This window comes from Sphaerospermopsis sp. LEGE 00249, from assembly GCF_014299995.1.
GTDB classification, from domain to species: domain Bacteria; phylum Cyanobacteriota; class Cyanobacteriia; order Cyanobacteriales; family Nostocaceae; genus Sphaerospermopsis; species Sphaerospermopsis kisseleviana.
The window spans coordinates 18,144-35,802 of the sequence record NZ_JACJUZ010000027.1 but is presented as its reverse complement, the minus strand read 5'-3'; the positions used below and the strand labels follow the sequence as shown (position 1 = coordinate 35,802).

Sequence of the window (17,659 nt, the reverse complement as noted above, 5' to 3'; positions counted from 1 at the left end):
CACCTGCCACCTGTCACCTGTCACTGGTCCTTCACAGATAACTTTTTCAGCAAGCCCTAATTATTAACCCCAAATTCAAAATACATCCACCTTATCCAACTTTTCCCAAGGTAATTCTATATCAATTCTACCCAGATGACCATAAGCAGCAAGCTTGCGATAAAACCCACCTTTAGTTAATGAAGGTAAAAACCTTAAATTAAATTGTTTAATAATTCCTGCTAACCGAAAATCAAAATGTTTCTCTAAAATAGCAGTAATTTCCTCATCAGAAATATTCCCAGTGCCAAAAGTTTCCACCTGCACACTCACAGGTCGAGAAAGTCCGATAGAATAACTTAATTGTACTTCGCACTCATCAGCTAACTTTGCAGCAACAACATTTTTAGCAGCATATCTAGCAACATAAGCCCCAATTCTATCTATTCTAATGGGGTCTTTACCACTTAACGCCGAACCGCTATGTTTAGAATATTCACCATAGGTATCAATAGCGTTTTTTCTACCAGTTAAACCTGCATGGGCAGTGGGTCCACCAATAATAAATGGTCCATCAGGATTAATAAAGATTCTAGTTTTAGCATCAGGTTTAATTGCTTCATTTGCAAACACAGGATCAATCACAGTTTCTCTAATATCATCTTGTAATTGTTGTAAATTTGGTTTTGGTGATTGATTTTGACTAGCGATAACTGTAATACTGTGAATCCTATAAGGTTGACGATTTTTATATTCAACACCTACCTGGGTTTTACCATCTGGGGTAAGATAAGAGAGGATTTTTTGCTTTCTCACCTCACTAATTTGTCGAGCTAATTTATGTGCTAACCAAATCGGTAAAGGCATAAAATTATAAGTTTGATTGCAAGCAAAACCAAAAACTGTAGCTTGATTCTTGACAGTAATTTTCTCTATTTCCGCATCAGATAAAATCTTTTCATCAAATAAATGATATTCTTCAGGAGGCAATTCTGTTAAGCTAGTTAAAATACTACAATTTTTACCATTGAATTCTGTTTGTTGATAACCAACTTGTTCAATTACCTGCCTAGCAATATTAGTAAAATCCACATTTGCACTAGGTTCAAATCTCGCAGCAATAAAAACAATACCTGTTGATACAGCACATTCTGTAATAATTCTCCCATAGGGATCTTGTTGTAAAAACCTATCTACAATAGCATCACTAATTTGATCACAAAGCTTATCAGGATGCCCTTCCGTCACCGATTCCGACGTAAACATAAAATCCTTTTTCATAAAAAAATCCTCTCTTTTCTCTGCGTTCTCTGTGCCTCTGTGGTTCGTTATCAAAATATCTTATCAACTGATTTTTTTAGTCCCTTCATTTACCAACAATGGCAACAAAGCACCACCAGAAATTACAGCAGTATCAACCATATTCAACGGGGCAATTTTCAACAAACTCCGTAACTGTGGCACAACCAAAGCAAAAATTTGAATACCAAAAGAACCAACAACAGCAGTCGTTAAATAAGGATTAGGCGGTAATTTTTCCTGACTAAAAATACTGTGTTTTTCAGAACGACTGCTAATAGTATGTAATAACTGGCCAGAAGTCAAAGTCATAAAAGCCAAGGTACTAGCTTTAGGACTAATTCCATATTTAAAAATACCGTAACCATAAGCAGCTAAGGTACTAATAGAAATGACAGCAGATTCAAACACAATTCTCCCAAAATCAGTATTTTTAATAATTGGTTCATTTGGGTTACGCGGAGGTTGATTTAATACGTCTGGTTCTGGTGCTTCCATAGCTAAAGAAAGTCCAGGGAAAATATCAGTTACTAAGTTCAACCATAGCAGTTGAATTGCGTTTAAAGGTTCACCAATACCGACTGCGGTAGCGGTTGTCATCACCATAATTTCGCTGAGATTTGTAGCTAAGAGAAAATGTACAGATTTTCTAATGTTGTTGTAAATTGTTCTGCCTCTACTAACCGCAATCATCATTGTTTCTAATCTGTCATCTTCTAAGACAATATCAGCAACTTCACGGGCGACATCTGTACCTTCTTTACCCATTGCTACACCGACTTGAGCAGCTTTTAATGCAGGTGCGTCGTTAATACCATCACCGGTCATAGAAACAACTTTACCCGATGTCTGCAATGCTTGAACAATTTGCAGTTTATTACTAGGACTAATGCGGGCAAAAACATCTACTTTGTCGCTGAGTGCTGCTAATGCTTCCGGGGTGAGATTATTGAGGTTATTAGAGTCAAGAATTTCTAATTGGGGATGTCGATTTAATTCTAATTCTTTAGCGATCGCATAAGCTGTAGGACTTTGATCACCAGTAATCATTACCGTATTAATTCCCGCTTGATGAAAGTTGGCAATTAATTCTTTTGCACCTTTTCTAATTGGATCAGCCATCCCCACCAAACCCAACCAAATTAAATCTGATTCATGATTATTGTTATTTTCCACTTCCTCAATATAACCATAAGCCACACCCAAAACTCTTAACGCTTTTCCTGCTAAACGATCATTTTCTATTTCTATTTTCTGTCGGTCTTCTGCTATCAAAGGTACAACTTCACCATTTTTCATCCACCGATGACAAAGTTGTAAAACTTCCGCAGGATTTCCTTTCACAGCCACCATTTGCTGACAATTATGAGTTGCATGAATTGTACTCATAAGGTTGCGATTTTCAGAACGCAAATTAGTTTGCAGTAAAGGATATTTTTCTTTCAATGCCATCACATCTACACCTGCACTAATCGCTGTGTAAATCAAGGCATTTTCTGTAGCTGAACCTGTAACCAGATATTCATCAGCATCATTTTTTTTACTAACTTCACTTTCATTACAAAGAATTGCTACATGAATTAATTTTAATAGTTCATTATAAGTGTAGGGATTAATAATTTTTTCCCCAGTAATAAATTCACCATCCCTGACTTGAATATGTTTACTGTCGGTGACTATTTCCACCACTGACATTTTATTTTCTGTGAGAGTTCCGGTTTTATCTAAACAAATAGTTTGCACAGAACCTAATGCTTCTACTGCATTCAAACTGCGAACAATAACTTTATTTTTTCGCATATCACGAATGCCTAAAGCTAGGGTTGTGGTAGCAATTGTTGGTAAACCTTCGGGTACTGCTGCAACTGCTAAAGATATAGAAGATTGCAACATTGCTAATAAATTATATCCCCGTAAAACTCCCATTCCAAACACTAAACCACATAATCCCATACTAATAAAAACCAGTTGACTACCCACTTGATCTAATTGTTTAGCAAGGGGAGTTTGGGTTGTTGTTGCTTCACTAACTAATTGCTGAATTTTCCCCATTTCGGTAAATTTGCCTGTAGCAATTACCGCTGCTAAACCCTGTCCATTAATAACTAATGTACCTTTATAAATCATATTCAAACGATCAGCTAAAGGTACATCTTCACCATGTAATAATGTGGGATTTTTAGAAACGGGAACACTTTCCCCAGTTAAAGCAGATTCATCAATAGTTAAATTATCAACTTCAATAATTCTCGCATCTGCGGCAATATAACTACCAGGTTTAAGAACTAAAATATCTCCTAAAACTACATTTTCTGTAGGTATTTCTTGTAGTTTATCATCTCTAATTACCCAAATAGATTTTTCTGAGCGATTTTTCAGGGAATTAATAATGCGTTCTGACTGACTTTCTGTAACATAACCAATAGCAGCATTTAAACCAACTACACCCAAAATAACGACAGCATCAATAATTCCCCCAGTGAAAATAGAAATTCCCGCAGCAACACCTAATAAAGCAACTGGTAATGATTTAAACTGCTCAATTAACATACTGATTTGTGAGCGTGTTACTGTTGCTGATAATAGGTTTTTACCATATTTATTCAGGTGTTTATTGGCAGTTTCATTAGATAATCCTGAGATATGGGAAGTATTTAATGATTGCAGAACATTATCCGCTGTCATTAAATGCCAATTTTCGGTTTTTTGCTCATACTTGGATACAGTTAACTTATCTTTTTTAGTAGGTTTTACTAATGTTTCAACATCAGTAAATCCAGCCTTATCTTTATATGCCGATAAAGCTTTATCAATAAAATATGCAATTTTTCTATAGCTAACATCTGGTTGAAAAATAACCAAAATATTGCTAGTTAACACATTAGCAGCAACAGAAATAATTTCTGGGTAATTAGCAAGCGATCGCTCCAAATATATCTTTAATGACTGCGAACGATAAAGTTCATCAATTTTATATCTAGCTCTCCCTTTGACATTGCTGTGTATTATTTGAATCACTACTTTGTTGCTCCTGAAATTCCATTGAAACAGTATTAATTGATAAATTTGTTAATTGAGTTTCATCCTCAAAATTTAGTCTGGTAAAAATATCAAAAGCATACCAAGCCAATATATACCAAGGTATTTCTTCTAATTGAAATCCTTTTCTTAACAATTGTTGCAGCGAAAGTAAACCAATTCCTACAGGTAATATCACTCGTAAATCAGCAACACCATTTGTCATTCTTGCCACATCTGTATTAATATCAGAGATGACATTGATTAAATCTTTTGCTGCTTCTGATTTACCATTTGTGAAATAATTTCCATAAGTTCTAGATTGATTTCTAAATTGACTTCTAGATTGAGTTCTAGATGGAAAACTTTCTGGTTTCTCCTTTCTTGCATCTGCGCTTACTTTTTCTACCGTTTTACCCATTTCTGCAACTGCATCCTTAACTTTTTCTGATAACAAAATACTATCTTTAATAGTATTTTGGACTACAGGTTGTTTCATTGCTGATGCAATCGGTAAAATCACAGGTGAAAAGACAATTGCTGTCAAACCTTCAATAATTGTGTCTAATGTAGATGCCATTTTTACATCTCTCCTATTATCAGTTGATCCAGTCAATCACTAAAATAGTATAAAAAAATAGTATAAAAATTACTAGCTATTGCCATCATCCTCAAGTTACATAATTATTTGTAATCCCTAAACAAAATTATCATTTTTCTCTAATTTTTTTCTAAAAATCTTTCTTTAGTTATACACTAAGCAACTTAATTACTAAGGTGAGAATTACACCTATAGACTCATGTAATAGGAATCTAAAAACATTAATACTAAAAAAGATATGAGCTACCCATTACTAAATAAAAAAATACCTAAATGGCAAATTCACAAGAACACAATCAAAAAACTCAGCAGTTGCGTACACTGATTAAAGACATTGACAATGCTATGTTAACTACAGTCGATGATGATGGTAGTTTACATAGTCGTCCTATGTCTATTTTTAGCGACATTGATGCAGATGGTAAACTTTGGTTCTTTACCTTTGCTGATTCTCATAAAGTCTTAGAAATTCAACGTCGTCAACAAGTAAATGTGAGTTTTTCTTCACCTGATCAACAGCGATATATTTCTATTTCCGGTACAGCAGAACTGGTGAAAGATAGAAATAAATTACAAGAGAAATGGAAACCCGAATTACAAACTTGGTTTCCCCAAGGAATAGATGAACCGAATATTGCTTTGCTAAAAGTCAATATTAACAAAGCAGATTATTGGGAAAGTTCATCAAGTTTTATACCACAAAAAATTAGTTTTTTAGAACTCTCTCACCGTTAAGGTAGAATCTAGCGAAGCATTCAAAAAATAGCCTGGGAGAAAAATTGATCATTGTTCGCCCGAATGCTTCGCCCTTGAAAAAAAAATTGATATTGATCATTTTTTTGAACTATTTTTGTCAATCTGCTCAATTAATTTCTCTGCCATTTCTACAGATGCAATAATTAATTTCTGTTCCAAATTTCCATAACCTCCCTCATCACTAACTTGAGGGTAAATGTGAGGATTAGATAGCATTGCTGCCAGTAATTGAGATGCTGTTTTTTTCAATTCATCAATTTGTGTATTCATATCCTTTCCAGCCAATAAGTGATCAATTGATAATTGATATTAACAGTTGATAATTGACTATTGTATTCAAACTTGAAAACCTCTCCTTTGAAGGTGAAAAAATCAAAAAATCCGCTGTTTTCATTCTCTTACAGGGAGAGGCAATAATTAATTATCAATTGTTCATTGTCAATTGTCCATTATTAAATCCTACCAATCTAAAGGAGTTTCCACCAATTTTTCTGAAGATTTACCAGCACGCACACCAGGTTTATCAACTATTTTTACAGTGCTTGCTTGCGGTCCTTCTTCCCCATCTTCTAAGGAAAAATGCACACCAGTACCAATTCCTAAACGGTCAAAGTCGTGATGTAAAACACTATTTTGGTGAAAATATATTTCCCTTCCATCTAAAGTTTTCAGGAAACCATAGCCATCTTCTCGAAATAATTTTGTTACCAAACCTGTACTTTCTTGCGCTTCCTCATATCTGCCAGCTTGTTCACTTGCACGTTGCAGTTGAGTCAGTTTAACTAACTGCTGACGCATAGCATCAAAAGTTTCTCTCACTACTGCATCTAACGGTTGATATTGAACACCCTCACCCGGATTTTTTTCCGCTGCTAGTTCATGGCCAGGCGGAACAGTCAGATCAATTCTCACTCGATAAGGAGAACCGCTACGGGGACGATCATGGATTTTTTCAATAGCAATATGACAGCTATTGATGTAATTACAAATATTCTCTAGTTTGGCAATTTTTTCATGAACTAAATTATCAATTGCCTCTGATTTCTCTACATTACGATAGGTAATTTCTGGTTGAATTTTCATACATTTCTAATCCAAATACTCTCATCAAAAAAATACAAACCAAATACAAAAATGTCGCAACTTACAGATTTATTATACATTAATCAATTCTAAACAAGAAAATAATTATTTTTCTTCAACCCAAGGCTAGATATTTTTAACGTAAGTATATACCAAAAGTATTATTTGACTGGTCAACAGGCAAGAATTATCAAGAATTATATTTATAATAAAATTATAAAAATTATAATTTATAATAAAATTTGTTGTTAAAATATGTCAACCATTGCATTTTAATTCTAACTTAATTTGGTACATAATCTGTCTCATTGGCGGATTTATCCTGGTTTTATTGGTACTGGTTTTATTTATCCTGTATTTAAGAATTGCTTGGCATAAAAAAGTTAAGTACAGAATGACAGATGTTCCCAGTTTGGATGAACCTCATTTTCTGCCAGCAATGATGAGTGTGTCAAATTCACTCCTTACATCTGGTTATTTACAACAATTTTGGTTTGATATAGATGCTATTTATAAAGCTAGACTAGAGGCAGTGAAACGCGCTCAAAAAACAATTCATTTTGAAACATTTTTCATGACTCCTGGTCAGCGGACTGATGAATTTGCTACAGCATTAATTGAGCGATCGCAAGCAGGAATAGAAGTGCTATTTATAGCAGATAACATGGGGGTAAACTCTATCTCACCAAAATATTGGCAGCGGTTAAAAGCTGGCGGTGTCGCAGTCCGATTTTTTCATCAATTTAATTGGCAAGCACCCTTTACTTATAACATCCGCACCCACCGCAAATTATTATTAATTGATGGAGAAATTGCCTTTGTTGGCGGTATGGGAGTTTCTGATCATTGGGATGGCATTATGCCTAAAAAAATCATCCCTCCTTGGTTAGATGTAGAAATTTGTTTTACCGGGCAAATTGTTGTTATCCTAGAAGGAATTTTCATGCAACATTGGTTGTATGAAGGTGGTGTAGCCAGTCTCAGATCAGAACTATTTAAAACTCCAGTTGTCGGTGGTTTAAATAATAGTTTAAATAATAATTTAAATAATAGTTTAACTATGCTAGTAACCCCTAGTAGTTCACCATCTCCAAGTTCTTCTATCTGCGCCCTTTTTTATACAGCTTTCCTAGCCGCAAAAAAACGCATTTGGATAGCTAGTCCCTACTTTTTACCTGATAGTAACTCTTGGCGAGCTTTATTACAAGCAAAAAAAAGAGGCGTTGATCTTCGTATTCTCACAATGGGATCAAGAAATGATAAACCCTTAGTCTATGATGCAGTACGTCAAGGTTATGGAGATTTATTAAAAGCAGGAATAGAAATCTATGAATATCAACCCAGCATGATGCACGCCAAAGTTTTACTTATTGATGATAATTTTGTCAGTACAGGTAGCACCAACTTAGATCCCCGCAGTATGTTCCATAATGATGAGTTGAATATTTCTTTATCTGAGTCTAAATTAGCTCAATTTGTGGAACAGTTTTTCATGAATGGTTTCTCTCACAGTCATCAGATTAATATATCAGAATGGAGAAAGACAAATATTAAGCAAAAGTTGTTAGGTAGATTAATGTTATTTTTGCGTTGGCAATTATAATTATAAAAGGTAAAAATTCAGTAGGGGCGAAGTAGGGGCGAAGTAGGGGCGAAGCATTCGGAAAATAACCTGTGATAAAAATTGATAATTTATCGCCCGAATGCTTCGCCCTTACAGGAAAATAACCTGTGATAAAAATTGATAATTTATCGCCCGAATGCTTCGCCCTTACAGGAAAATAACCTGTGATAAAAATTGATAATTTATCGCCCGAATGCTGATGCTTCCAGCACGCTTCGCGAACGCCCTTACAGGAGTCAGTAGTCAACAGTTAGAATAATATTATTGAATATAATTCGCCCTTTTAATAAATCATCAACATTGAGTAAATATGATTAAAATACTTTCAGAACCATTAAGCATAGAATCCTTAAATGTAAAAATCAACGGATTACCTAAATATCTACAAAACACTAAAATTGTACAACTTTCAGATTTTCATTATGATGGTTTATTACTAGCAGAAGATTTACTCGCACAAGCCATAGATTTCACCAATCAACTCAAACCAGATTTAATAGTATTAACAGGCGATTTTGTTACTCATAATCCCCAACCAATTTATCAACTCGCCAAACAGTTAAAACATCTGCAAAGTCGCGCTGGTGTTTATGCTATCTTGGGCAATCATGACCTTTATTATACTCACTCCCAAACAGAAATTACTAAAGCTTTAACAGGTGTAGAAATTGAGGTACTTTGGAATCAAATCGCCTATCCTTTAGGTTCACATTTAGCATTAGTAGGACTCGCTGATTTCTGGTCTCCAGAATTTCATCCAGCACCTGTAATGAATTCCTTAGATATTCATATTCCCCGTATTGTTTTATCACATAATCCTGATAGTGCAGTAGTTTTGCAAAATTGGCGTGTAGATTTACAATTGTCAGGACATACTCACGGGGGTCAAATTGTGATTCCCGGTGTAGGTTCTTTACCAAATTGGATTTCTTCTTCCCGTCACAAAATACCTGAATTGTTTTGGCCTTGGATACCTTTTACGAAGGGTAAATGGCCAAAAGTCGTAGAAAATTGGCAATGGAGTCAAGGACTACATCAAATAACGACAAATCTAGGTACAAATCAATTGTATGTCAATCGTGGTTTAGGAACTTTCCCCCCCGGACGTTGGTATTGTCCACCCGAAGTAACAGCTATTACACTGGTTTAAAGGGGACTGGTGACTGGGGACTGGTGACTGGGAACTGGGGGAAGATGAATAACCTAATTACCCATTACCCATTACCCATTACCCATTACCAATTACCTTTCCAAAAATTCTTTTTTGTGGTATAATTCAAAATCTTAGATTTGGGAAACTCCGGTTAAATTCCGGGACTGTGCCGCAGCTGTAAAGCAATGTCAGATTTTAGATTGCTAATTTTAGATGATTGATACTGAGAAAAACATTGTAACAAAATAAGGGTAATCAGAAAATCCAAAATCCAAAATCCAAAATCTAAAATCCTAAATTGAACAAGTCAGAATGCCAACTCTAGGAAATTTATCCCTGTTCTGTCTCCGCGTCGCACGGGGAAGGAGTGACCATTTTGTTAAGTCCATTTACAGCTTGTCCAGGTTTATTTTACACCACACCAGCCCAAGATGGCATCTTATCTCGCCTAAGAATACCCGGTGGCATTTTGAATAGTGAACAGCTACACGCGATCGCCAATATAGCGGATAATTATGGAGGCGGCTATGTTGATGTTACCAATCGCGCTAATTTACAAATCAGAGAAATTAAACAAGAAATAAATATTGATATTCTCCAGCAATTACAAAAAATGGGATTAGGTTCTATTAATCCTGCTGTAGACCATATTCGCAATATTATGACGAGTCCCATTACGGGTATAGACTCTCAAGAATTAATATATACTCATCCTCTGGTGAAAGCTTGGGATGAATACATCACAAAAAATTCCCATTTAGGCGGACTTTCGGCAAAATTTAGCGTTGGCTTCGATGGTGGTGGAAAACTTTCTCTCAAACACTTCCCCAATGATATCACTTTAGCGGCTGTTGAGATTGATCAGGGGGGTAGGAAAGAACCGAAGTTCTTTCCTACGGGGAAATGGGGACATAAATTAGTATATCTCATTTTGCATTTTTGTGGTGGTGAAAAAGAAAAATTTTTTATAAATACAGGAATTTTATTAACGTCCGCACAATGTATACCATTTTTAGGTGCTTTAGCAGAGGTTTACTTACAGCATACAGATCCTAGTAGCCGACGTAAACCACGCTTGCGGGAAGTTATTGATAATTTGGGCTGGGAAAATTATTTACAACAAGCTACAGAGTATTTAACTGCAAATAATTTCCAGGTAGCCAAAGAAATAGCATCTCAAAATCTCACACAAATAAGCAAACTCGCAAATTTACATGATGAAGCTAAACATAATAATCAAAATAATCAAGAAATGTACCATATTGGCATACATGAACAGAAACAATCAGGATTATATTATATCGGTGTTGTTTTACCCTTGGGACGGTTGCAAACTTGGCAAATGCGGGGTTTAGCTGATTTAGCCGCCAAATATGGTAATAGTAATCTCAGACTCACACCTTGGCAGAATTTACTAATCACAGATATTGCCCAAGAACACATTGCACAAGTGCAAAGAGAAATTGCCCATCTAGAACTGAGTTATTCAGCTACCAACATTAAAAGCGGGTTAGTTTCCTGTTCAGGAAAGCGGGGTTGTGCTGCTGCTGCAACAGACACCAAAACTCACGCTTTAACATTAGGAGAATATTTAGAAACTCACATCACCTTAGATTCTGCTATTAATATTCATTTTAGTGGGTGTGTTAAATCTTGCGCTCAACATCATCAAAGTGATATTACATTGCTAGGAGTGAAAATTGAGGCAGAAAATGAATCCAGGGAAGGATATCAAGTGTATCTTGGTGACGATACCTTACAACAATTTGGTCGTCCAATTTATGAAAATGTGACTTTTGCCGAATTACCTCAACTCATGGAACGAATGTTAAAAGTGTATCAAATGAAACGGGTTAGTTCTCAAGAATCATTTAGAGAATTTGCCAATCGTTATGATATATCTGAACTCAAACAATTGTTCACTGTTCAATCCATTTAAGTCTCAAATTCCAAATATCGAAACTATGTATAATTATATACGCGATGCTGAGGAAATATACAGAAAATCTTTTGCCATTATTCGCTCAGAAGCTAAATTAGATACCCTACCGGATGATGTAGCGCAAATTGCTGTTCGTTTAATTCATGCCTGTGGAATGCCGGATATAGTTCCAGAGTTAGCATATTCACTCAATGCCGTGGCAGCAGGTAGAAAAGCCTTAGCATCTGGCGCACCAATTTTATGTGACTGTCACATGGTTGCACAAGGAATTACCAGAAAAAGATTACCCACCAATAACGCAATTATTTGTTCTTTGAATGATCCAGAAGTACCAACAATAGCCAAACGCCTGGGAAATACTCGATCAGCAGCAGCTTTAGAACTGTGGCGTTTTCATTTAGATGGGGCAGTTGTGGCCATTGGTAATGCACCCACAGCCTTATTTAGATTATTGGAAATGCTAGATGAGGGAGTACCACGTCCGGCATTAATTTTAGGCTTTCCCGTGGGGTTTGTCGGTGCGGCCGAATCAAAAGTCGCTTTAGCAGAAGATAGTCGTGGTGTGCCATTTATGACTTTAAATGGACGAAGAGGAGGCAGTGCGATCGCTTCTGCTGCCATTAACGCCATAGCAACCGAGGAAGAAATATGAACTCAAAAGGTCGTCTGTATGGAGTTGGTGTTGGTCCTGGAGATCCAGAACTATTGACATTAAAAGCATTACGCTTAATACGTTCGGCCTCTGTTATTGCCTATCAGTCAGCAATAGACCGGGAAAGTATCGCCAGAAAAATCGTGTCGCCATACTTACCGGGTAATCAAATAGAAGTTTTGTATCATCTTCCCCGCGCCCTAGAACCAGAAAAAGCCCAAGCCATTTATGACAAAGAAGTTGAACCCATAGGTGAACATCTAGCAGCCGGTCGGGATGTGGTTGTATTGTGTGAAGGCGACCCGTTTTTTTACGGTTCTTTCATGTATATCTTTACTCGTTTATCTGACCAGTATCAGACGGAAGTTGTTCCTGGCATTTCTTCCTTAATGGCCTGTCCAGTATCCTTGGGTGTACCCTTCACCTACTACAACGATATTCTTACAGTTCTACCTGCTACACTGCCCACAGAAATGCTAACTGCCCAACTGTTGGCTACAGATGCAGCCGCCATCATGAAACTTGGCCGTCATTTTGTTAAAGTGCGTGATATCCTGCATCAATTAGGACTAGCTGCACGGGCAAAATATATTGAACGGGCAACAACAACACAGCAAAGAATTTTACCTCTAGATGAAGTAGATCCCGAACAAGTTCCTTATTTCTCGATGATCGTTATTCCGACTAAGCAAAGACTTTAAGGAGTTCAAGGAGTCAGGAGTCGTAGGGGCGAAGTAGGGGCGAAGCATTCGGAAAATAGCCTGTGATAAAAATTGATAATTTATCGTCCGAATGCTTCGCCCTTACAGGAAAATATCCTTAGACAACAATTGATAATTTATCACCCGAATGCTTCGCCCGTACAGGAGTCAGGATAAAGAATATATGTTACCTCTTCCCAGTCCCCAGTCACCGCGCAATAGTAAGTTAAGACTATTGACACCCATCTGAAAACCTGATAGAGTATCTCCTGATAAGGAAGAACTATCTTAAAATAAGTAAATAAACATAAATATTAAATGAAAACAAGGTTGACATCTGCCGTTGTCATACTGGGTCAAAATAGTATCACAGTAGCAAGGAAAATTACAAGTATTTTACCAGGAGCGAAATTATATGGGTTAGCAAGTCGTACCTGTGATGTTGATGTGAGTTTTGCAAACTTTGGCGATACACTGCGGGACTTATTCGCCGCTGGCACACCGATAATTGGTATATGTGCATCTGGGATTTTGATCAGAACTTTAGCACCACTGATTACAGATAAAAGTCAAGAACCACCAGTATTAGCTATAGCTGAAGATGGTAGTGCAGTTGTCCCGCTTTTGGGTGGACTAAGTGGAGTAAATGAATTAGCACGGCAAATAGCAGCAGCTTTAAAAGTACAAGCTGCCATTACAACTACAGGAGATTTGCGTTTTCGGACAGCGTTGTTATCTCCTCCTTTTGGATATCATTTAGCTAACCCAGAGAATGCGAAAAAATTTATATCTGACTTATTAGCAGGGGCAAAAGTTAAATTAGTAGGAACAGCACCTTGGTTGAGTGAAAGTAACTTACCTATTGATGAAAATGGGGAGTTAACTATTGAGGTGACAGAAAAAAAAATAATTCCTCAACCTGACTGTTTAGTTTATCATCCCAAAAAAGTAGCGATCGCCATTACTTCCCCCAACTCAGGAACACTTAGCCACATTTACGAACTACTAGAAGACGCACAGGTTTCATCCAAAGCAGTCGCAGTTATTCTTGCACCTCTTTACCTCGCTGCTGATCCCATACTCGAAAATATCGCCCACATTTTTCAAGTACCCATTCGGTTTTTTGCAGTGAGTCAACTGACAAAATTTACCACCCAAGGATACTGTTTTCATGAAGCAGTTGTTTGTGCAGGTACAGAACCAAATAACAAATCTTTGTGTTCTCCATTTTCCCAGATTACTCTGAGTATTTCTCCAGAAATTATCAACCCCGAAACCATCGGACAACCACAGGGAAAATTAGCCATTATTGGTACTGGACCTGGTGCATCAAAATGGATGTCACCCGAAGTTAAAGAAATTCTCAATCATGCTACAGATTTAGTTGGTTATAAGACTTATATTAATTTAATTGGTGCTTTAGCTGAAGGTAAAAAAATTCATGAATCGGATAATAGAGAAGAAGAAGCAAGGGCAAAAATGGCCTTAGACTTAGCCGCAACAGGTAAATATGTAGCAGTAGTTTCTTCAGGAGATCCCGGTATTTATGCAATGGCCACCGCAGTTTTTGAAGTCATAGATAAATATCAACAACCAGAATGGCAAAGTATTGATATTCAAGTAGCTCCTGGTATTTCCGCCATGCAAGCCACCGCAGCAGCTATTGGCGCACCTTTGGGACATGACTTTTGTGTAATTTCTCTTTCTGACATTTTAAAACCTTGGGAAATTATCACCCAACGTATTACAAACGCAGCCCAAGGTGATTTTGTAATTGCATTTTATAATCCTATTTCCAAAGAAAGAACTTGGCAATTAGAAGAAGCGAAAAATATCTTACTAAAGTACAGAAAACCAGATACCCCGGTAATATTAGGGTGGAATCTTGGCAGACCAGGACAAACGGTAAAAGTCATTAATTTGGAACAATTAGAACCAAAGGATGCTGATATGCGAACTTTGATTATTGTTGGTTCTTCCCAAACTCGGAAAATTGAAACCAGTGAAAAAGATACAAGAGTTTATACACCACGTCGTTATCAATTGATAATTGACAATTGATAATTGACAATTGTTTCATTCCAGGTTCATTTTTAATTGTCGATGAATAAAACCCCAAGAATAACAGATTATTCTCAGGGCTTGTCATACCTGACCACCTTTACCTTTTTAATTTAATTTAATTTAAAAATACCATAAATCTTCAGAACTTAAAGACATAAATATCGGAATTATGTCTAAAAATAAATGTCCGATTTTAGTAATTTTTGCTATGCTATTAGACAAATTGTTTTATATAAACAACCAAAATATTTATCAGGTGATTTTCCTGTTGATATTTCCTAGAAAATTGCCAAGATGCAGAATATAGAATATCCTTAACCAAAGTTGTGCTAACAAAAGTCAAAATCATCATCGCTGTTGGAGTCAGACTTGATAATTTATCTACAAAATTGGTTCTCTGTAATTACAAATTTGACAATAATTCCATACAAACATTCCGGTCAACGTCTCTAATCACTCATCAAGGCTTATTATATAAAAAGATAAAATTCAAGTAGTTATGTCTAGTCTAATGCTTGTAAACCCTTGATTTTTTGGTTTTGATCATCAACAATAAAAGCATCATGTTCCATACATGATTGTAGCCAATAAAAGTGACAGAAGCCCTGATATATGTCCGCTCTTGCGGACATTTTATTATTCATTTTTTAATAGTTAATTTTCAGTCAATATCTAAATTGATTGAATAACTAAAACCCGTCTTTCCTGTTTCCTGATCCTTGCTGTTTCCTGGCTACACACTTCAATAATGGACAATTAACAATGGACAATTGACAATGACCTCTCTCTGAAAGGAAGAGGATTGAAAAAATTGTCAAAGTCAAAAGACATAACTACTACAATTATGTCCAAAAAATTAAATAACTGGTCAGTGACTAATACTGACACTCTATAGCACCGGAATCAACTATTATTATTCCTGATAGCTGTTCTCTTGAATTGAAAGATTTAATCGTGTATCCTTAGCAGTCAAGAACATTATATCAAGCAAGATGATGAACAAATTTATACTAAGCCTCTTTTCTTCTCCTGTATTGATTAGCTCCTGGTTGACTATGGGAGTGATGCTCAAGCAAGCCCAAGCGATAGAACCAACAGTTAAAAATACATCCCAGAATACAGCCCAAAGTAAAGATAATTTGTCCTGTATTCGCAATAAACATAAAGTTGGTTTAGTATGTGCTAGAGCTTCTGTATTAGCTCAAATTCCAGAGTATCAAGCTCAAGCAGAAGATTTTGATACTCCTGCTGATATTCAGATGCTAGAGTTCAATATTGAAGAAAGCAATATGGCCGTGGATTTATTTGGCTGTGATTGCCCAGCTTGTATAAATTCTTTACGAGCAATGCGTGGTGTAACACCTTTAGTTTATTAAGGAGTGGTGACTGGTGAGTGGGGAAGAAAATTTTAGATTTTAGATTTTAGATTTTAGACTGGAGATGACAAAAACAATCCAAAATCCATGACTCCTATTCCCCATTTCCTATTCCCCATTTCCCATTTCCCCTTGAAAAATCAATAACTTCCAGCCCATGTGATCCATGTATGGGATAAACCTATATGCAGAACTTCCTCAGTCATCTCTGGTTCAGAAATGATTGCACCAGTTAAATCTGCATCATAGAGTTCTGATTCTTCGATATTGCTACCAATCAAATTGGCTTTTTGAAGATTAGCACTGCTGAAATCAGCACCACTGATATCTGCTTCACTGAGGTTTGCACCCAGTAGATTAGCTGACGTTAAATTTGCGGATCGCAAGTCTGCACGACTGAGGTTAGTTTCCTGGAAATTAACTCTTGTCAAATCAGCACCAATCAAATTTACTTCACTCAAGTTTGCACCTTGCAAATTTGCGCCATTGAGATCGGCATTGGTCAAATTTGCTCTAGATAGATTACATTTACTCAAGTTGGCTTCACTTAAATCAGCACCACTCAAGTCAGCTTCAGATAAATTAACACCAGTTAATTCAGCTTGAGTTAACTGTGCCTGATGCAGAATTGCTCCCTTAAAATTCCGTTTTCCTGATGTATATTGACTCAGGAAGCTATTAGCGTCCATAATTTTACCTCTCTGTGTCTTTAGATAAGTTCAACTCCTCAAACCACGCAAAAGACAATCGGGTTATACTATTGTGCTAAAGATTTTAGGATTTTTAATCTTTCCTAAGTAGAAAGATAGCAGAAGTCAGGAGTCGTAGGGGCGAAGCATTCGGAAAATAACCTGTGATAAAAATTGATAATTTATCGCCCGAATGCTTCGCCCTTACAGGAAAATAACCTGTGATAAAAATTGATAATTTATCACCCGAATGCTTCGCCCTTACAGGAAAATAACCTGTGATAAAAATTGATAATTTATCACCCGAATGCTTCGCCCTTACAGGAAAATAACCTGGGACAAAAATTGATAATTGGTCGTCCGAATGCTTCGCCCTTATTGTGGTCTAAAGACATGAAAACTGCTATAATCTGCAATCTGCTGTATTTATGCCATCAGCTATCAGACAGATTACCAATTCTGGGAAAAGTTGGGTAGCTTGTTGATCAAGGTTAAAATCTATTTAGGCTTTGCTGAAAAAGTCTCTTCGTTAAGGCAGGGAATAGGGAATAGGGAATAGGCAAGAGTTTGGGTGATCTGTTAGTAACCAATTCTTTGAAATTTCACCCGGAAAATGCACGCTTTTAGGAGTATACCCCTGAAAAATCCTGCACTGATTTCCTGATTTTCCACCTGAAACCCTTGATTTATCAAGGTTTTTAGTTTATTCAGCAAGCCCTATT

Annotated in this window: 16 protein-coding genes; 9 read left to right on the top strand and 7 right to left on the bottom strand. The window is 36.4% G+C overall.

Annotated elements, in window-relative coordinates:
* Nucleotides 1-75: 75 nt before the first annotated feature.
* From metK to H5968_RS11460, 3 genes are all read right to left on the bottom strand, one after another.
* Nucleotides 76-1,260: a methionine adenosyltransferase gene (gene metK, locus H5968_RS11470; RefSeq protein WP_096568166.1), complete on the bottom strand. Its 1,185-nt coding sequence runs from the start codon at nt 1,258-1,260 to the stop codon at nt 76-78.
* Between the two features lie 63 nt (nt 1,261-1,323).
* A complete protein-coding gene (locus H5968_RS11465; protein ID WP_187040058.1) occupies nt 1,324-4,296 on the bottom strand; it encodes a cation-translocating P-type ATPase in 2,973 nt (990 codons plus the stop codon).
* Entirely contained in the window at nt 4,256-4,876 is a 621-nt protein-coding gene (locus H5968_RS11460) for a DUF5132 domain-containing protein (RefSeq protein WP_187040057.1), read from the bottom strand. Before H5968_RS11460 ends, H5968_RS11465 begins: the two co-directional genes overlap by 41 nt.
* Nucleotides 4,877-5,170: 294 nt before the next feature.
* On the opposite strand from H5968_RS11460, the gene H5968_RS11455 reads away from it, so the two are divergent.
* The gene (locus H5968_RS11455; protein ID WP_096568161.1) at nt 5,171-5,632 is read left to right on the top strand and encodes a pyridoxamine 5'-phosphate oxidase family protein; all 462 of its coding nucleotides are present in this window, start codon (nt 5,171-5,173) and stop codon (nt 5,630-5,632) included.
* 96 nt (nt 5,633-5,728) lie between these two features.
* Here the strand turns inward: H5968_RS11455 and H5968_RS11450 are convergent, their stop codons facing one another.
* Together H5968_RS11450 and H5968_RS11445 are read right to left on the bottom strand one after the other, a co-directional pair.
* Nucleotides 5,729-5,923, bottom strand: a complete 195-nt coding sequence (locus H5968_RS11450; protein ID WP_187040056.1) for a hypothetical protein — start codon at nt 5,921-5,923, stop codon at nt 5,729-5,731.
* Between the two features lie 189 nt (nt 5,924-6,112).
* The gene (locus H5968_RS11445) at nt 6,113-6,736 is read right to left on the bottom strand and encodes an HPF/RaiA family ribosome-associated protein (RefSeq protein WP_187040055.1); all 624 of its coding nucleotides are present in this window, start codon (nt 6,734-6,736) and stop codon (nt 6,113-6,115) included.
* Nucleotides 6,737-7,130: 394 nt separating this feature from the next.
* Between H5968_RS11445 and H5968_RS11440 the strand changes: the two genes are divergently transcribed.
* A complete protein-coding gene (locus tag H5968_RS11440) occupies nt 7,131-8,339 on the top strand; it encodes a phosphatidylserine/phosphatidylglycerophosphate/cardiolipin synthase family protein (RefSeq protein WP_222620650.1) in 1,209 nt (402 codons plus the stop codon).
* Here the strand turns inward: H5968_RS11440 and H5968_RS11435 are convergent.
* Nucleotides 8,287-8,607 (bottom strand): hypothetical protein, encoded by a 321-nt coding sequence (locus tag H5968_RS11435; RefSeq protein WP_187040053.1) that lies wholly within the window; start codon nt 8,605-8,607, stop codon nt 8,287-8,289. The genes H5968_RS11440 and H5968_RS11435 overlap by 53 nt on opposite strands.
* A gap of 63 nt (nt 8,608-8,670) precedes the next feature.
* Here H5968_RS11435 and H5968_RS11430 point away from each other — a divergent pair, with 63 nt between their 5' ends.
* From H5968_RS11430 to H5968_RS11405, 6 genes are all read left to right on the top strand, one after another.
* Nucleotides 8,671-9,510 (top strand): metallophosphoesterase, encoded by an 840-nt coding sequence (locus tag H5968_RS11430; protein WP_187040052.1) that lies wholly within the window; start codon nt 8,671-8,673, stop codon nt 9,508-9,510.
* Nucleotides 9,511-9,889: 379 nt separating this feature from the next.
* Nucleotides 9,890-11,452: a precorrin-3B synthase gene (gene cobG / locus H5968_RS11425; RefSeq protein ID WP_187040074.1), complete on the top strand. Its 1,563-nt coding sequence runs from the start codon at nt 9,890-9,892 to the stop codon at nt 11,450-11,452.
* A 25-nt stretch (nt 11,453-11,477) separates the two neighbouring features.
* A complete protein-coding gene (locus tag H5968_RS11420; RefSeq protein ID WP_187040051.1) occupies nt 11,478-12,107 on the top strand; it encodes a precorrin-8X methylmutase in 630 nt (209 codons plus the stop codon).
* The gene (locus H5968_RS11415; RefSeq protein WP_187040050.1) at nt 12,104-12,808 is read left to right on the top strand and encodes a precorrin-2 C(20)-methyltransferase; all 705 of its coding nucleotides are present in this window, start codon (nt 12,104-12,106) and stop codon (nt 12,806-12,808) included. The genes H5968_RS11420 and H5968_RS11415 overlap by 4 nt, the downstream gene beginning before the upstream one ends.
* Nucleotides 12,809-13,126: 318 nt before the next feature.
* Nucleotides 13,127-14,869 carry a precorrin-3B C(17)-methyltransferase gene (cobJ, locus tag H5968_RS11410; RefSeq protein ID WP_187040049.1) on the top strand — a complete coding sequence of 581 codons (1,743 nt, stop codon included), beginning with the start codon at nt 13,127-13,129 and terminating at the stop codon, nt 14,867-14,869.
* 998 nt (nt 14,870-15,867) lie between these two features.
* Complete coding sequence (locus H5968_RS11405) at nt 15,868-16,248, top strand: hypothetical protein (RefSeq protein ID WP_187040073.1); 381 nt, start codon at nt 15,868-15,870, stop codon at nt 16,246-16,248.
* Between the two features lie 140 nt (nt 16,249-16,388).
* On the opposite strand, the gene H5968_RS11400 is transcribed toward H5968_RS11405, so the two are convergent.
* Nucleotides 16,389-16,937, bottom strand: coding sequence for a pentapeptide repeat-containing protein (locus H5968_RS11400; protein WP_187040048.1), 549 nt, complete (start codon nt 16,935-16,937; stop codon nt 16,389-16,391).
* Nucleotides 16,938-17,225: 288 nt separating this feature from the next.
* Here H5968_RS11400 and H5968_RS11395 point away from each other — a divergent pair, with 288 nt between their 5' ends.
* On the top strand, nt 17,226-17,414 hold the full coding sequence (locus tag H5968_RS11395) for a hypothetical protein (RefSeq protein ID WP_187040047.1): 189 nt from the start codon (nt 17,226-17,228) through the stop codon (nt 17,412-17,414).
* The last annotated feature ends 245 nt before the right edge of the window (nt 17,415-17,659 follow it).

Coding starts and splice junctions, on each gene's coding strand:
- metK (WP_096568166.1), bottom strand. CDS start 1,260: ATGAAAAAGGATTTTATGTTTACGTCGGAATCGGTGACGGAAGGGCAT.
- H5968_RS11460 (WP_187040057.1), bottom strand. CDS start 4,876: ATGGCATCTACATTAGACACAATTATTGAAGGTTTGACAGCAATTGTC.
- H5968_RS11455 (WP_096568161.1), top strand. CDS start 5,171: ATGGCAAATTCACAAGAACACAATCAAAAAACTCAGCAGTTGCGTACA.
- H5968_RS11450 (WP_187040056.1), bottom strand. CDS start 5,923: ATGAATACACAAATTGATGAATTGAAAAAAACAGCATCTCAATTACTG.
- H5968_RS11445 (WP_187040055.1), bottom strand. CDS start 6,736: ATGAAAATTCAACCAGAAATTACCTATCGTAATGTAGAGAAATCAGAG.
- H5968_RS11440 (WP_222620650.1), top strand. CDS start 7,131: ATGACAGATGTTCCCAGTTTGGATGAACCTCATTTTCTGCCAGCAATG.
- H5968_RS11430 (WP_187040052.1), top strand. CDS start 8,671: ATGATTAAAATACTTTCAGAACCATTAAGCATAGAATCCTTAAATGTA.
- H5968_RS11420 (WP_187040051.1), top strand. CDS start 11,478: ATGTATAATTATATACGCGATGCTGAGGAAATATACAGAAAATCTTTT.
- H5968_RS11415 (WP_187040050.1), top strand. CDS start 12,104: ATGAACTCAAAAGGTCGTCTGTATGGAGTTGGTGTTGGTCCTGGAGAT.
- cobJ (WP_187040049.1), top strand. CDS start 13,127: ATGAAAACAAGGTTGACATCTGCCGTTGTCATACTGGGTCAAAATAGT.
- H5968_RS11405 (WP_187040073.1), top strand. CDS start 15,868: ATGAACAAATTTATACTAAGCCTCTTTTCTTCTCCTGTATTGATTAGC.
- H5968_RS11400 (WP_187040048.1), bottom strand. CDS start 16,937: ATGGACGCTAATAGCTTCCTGAGTCAATATACATCAGGAAAACGGAAT.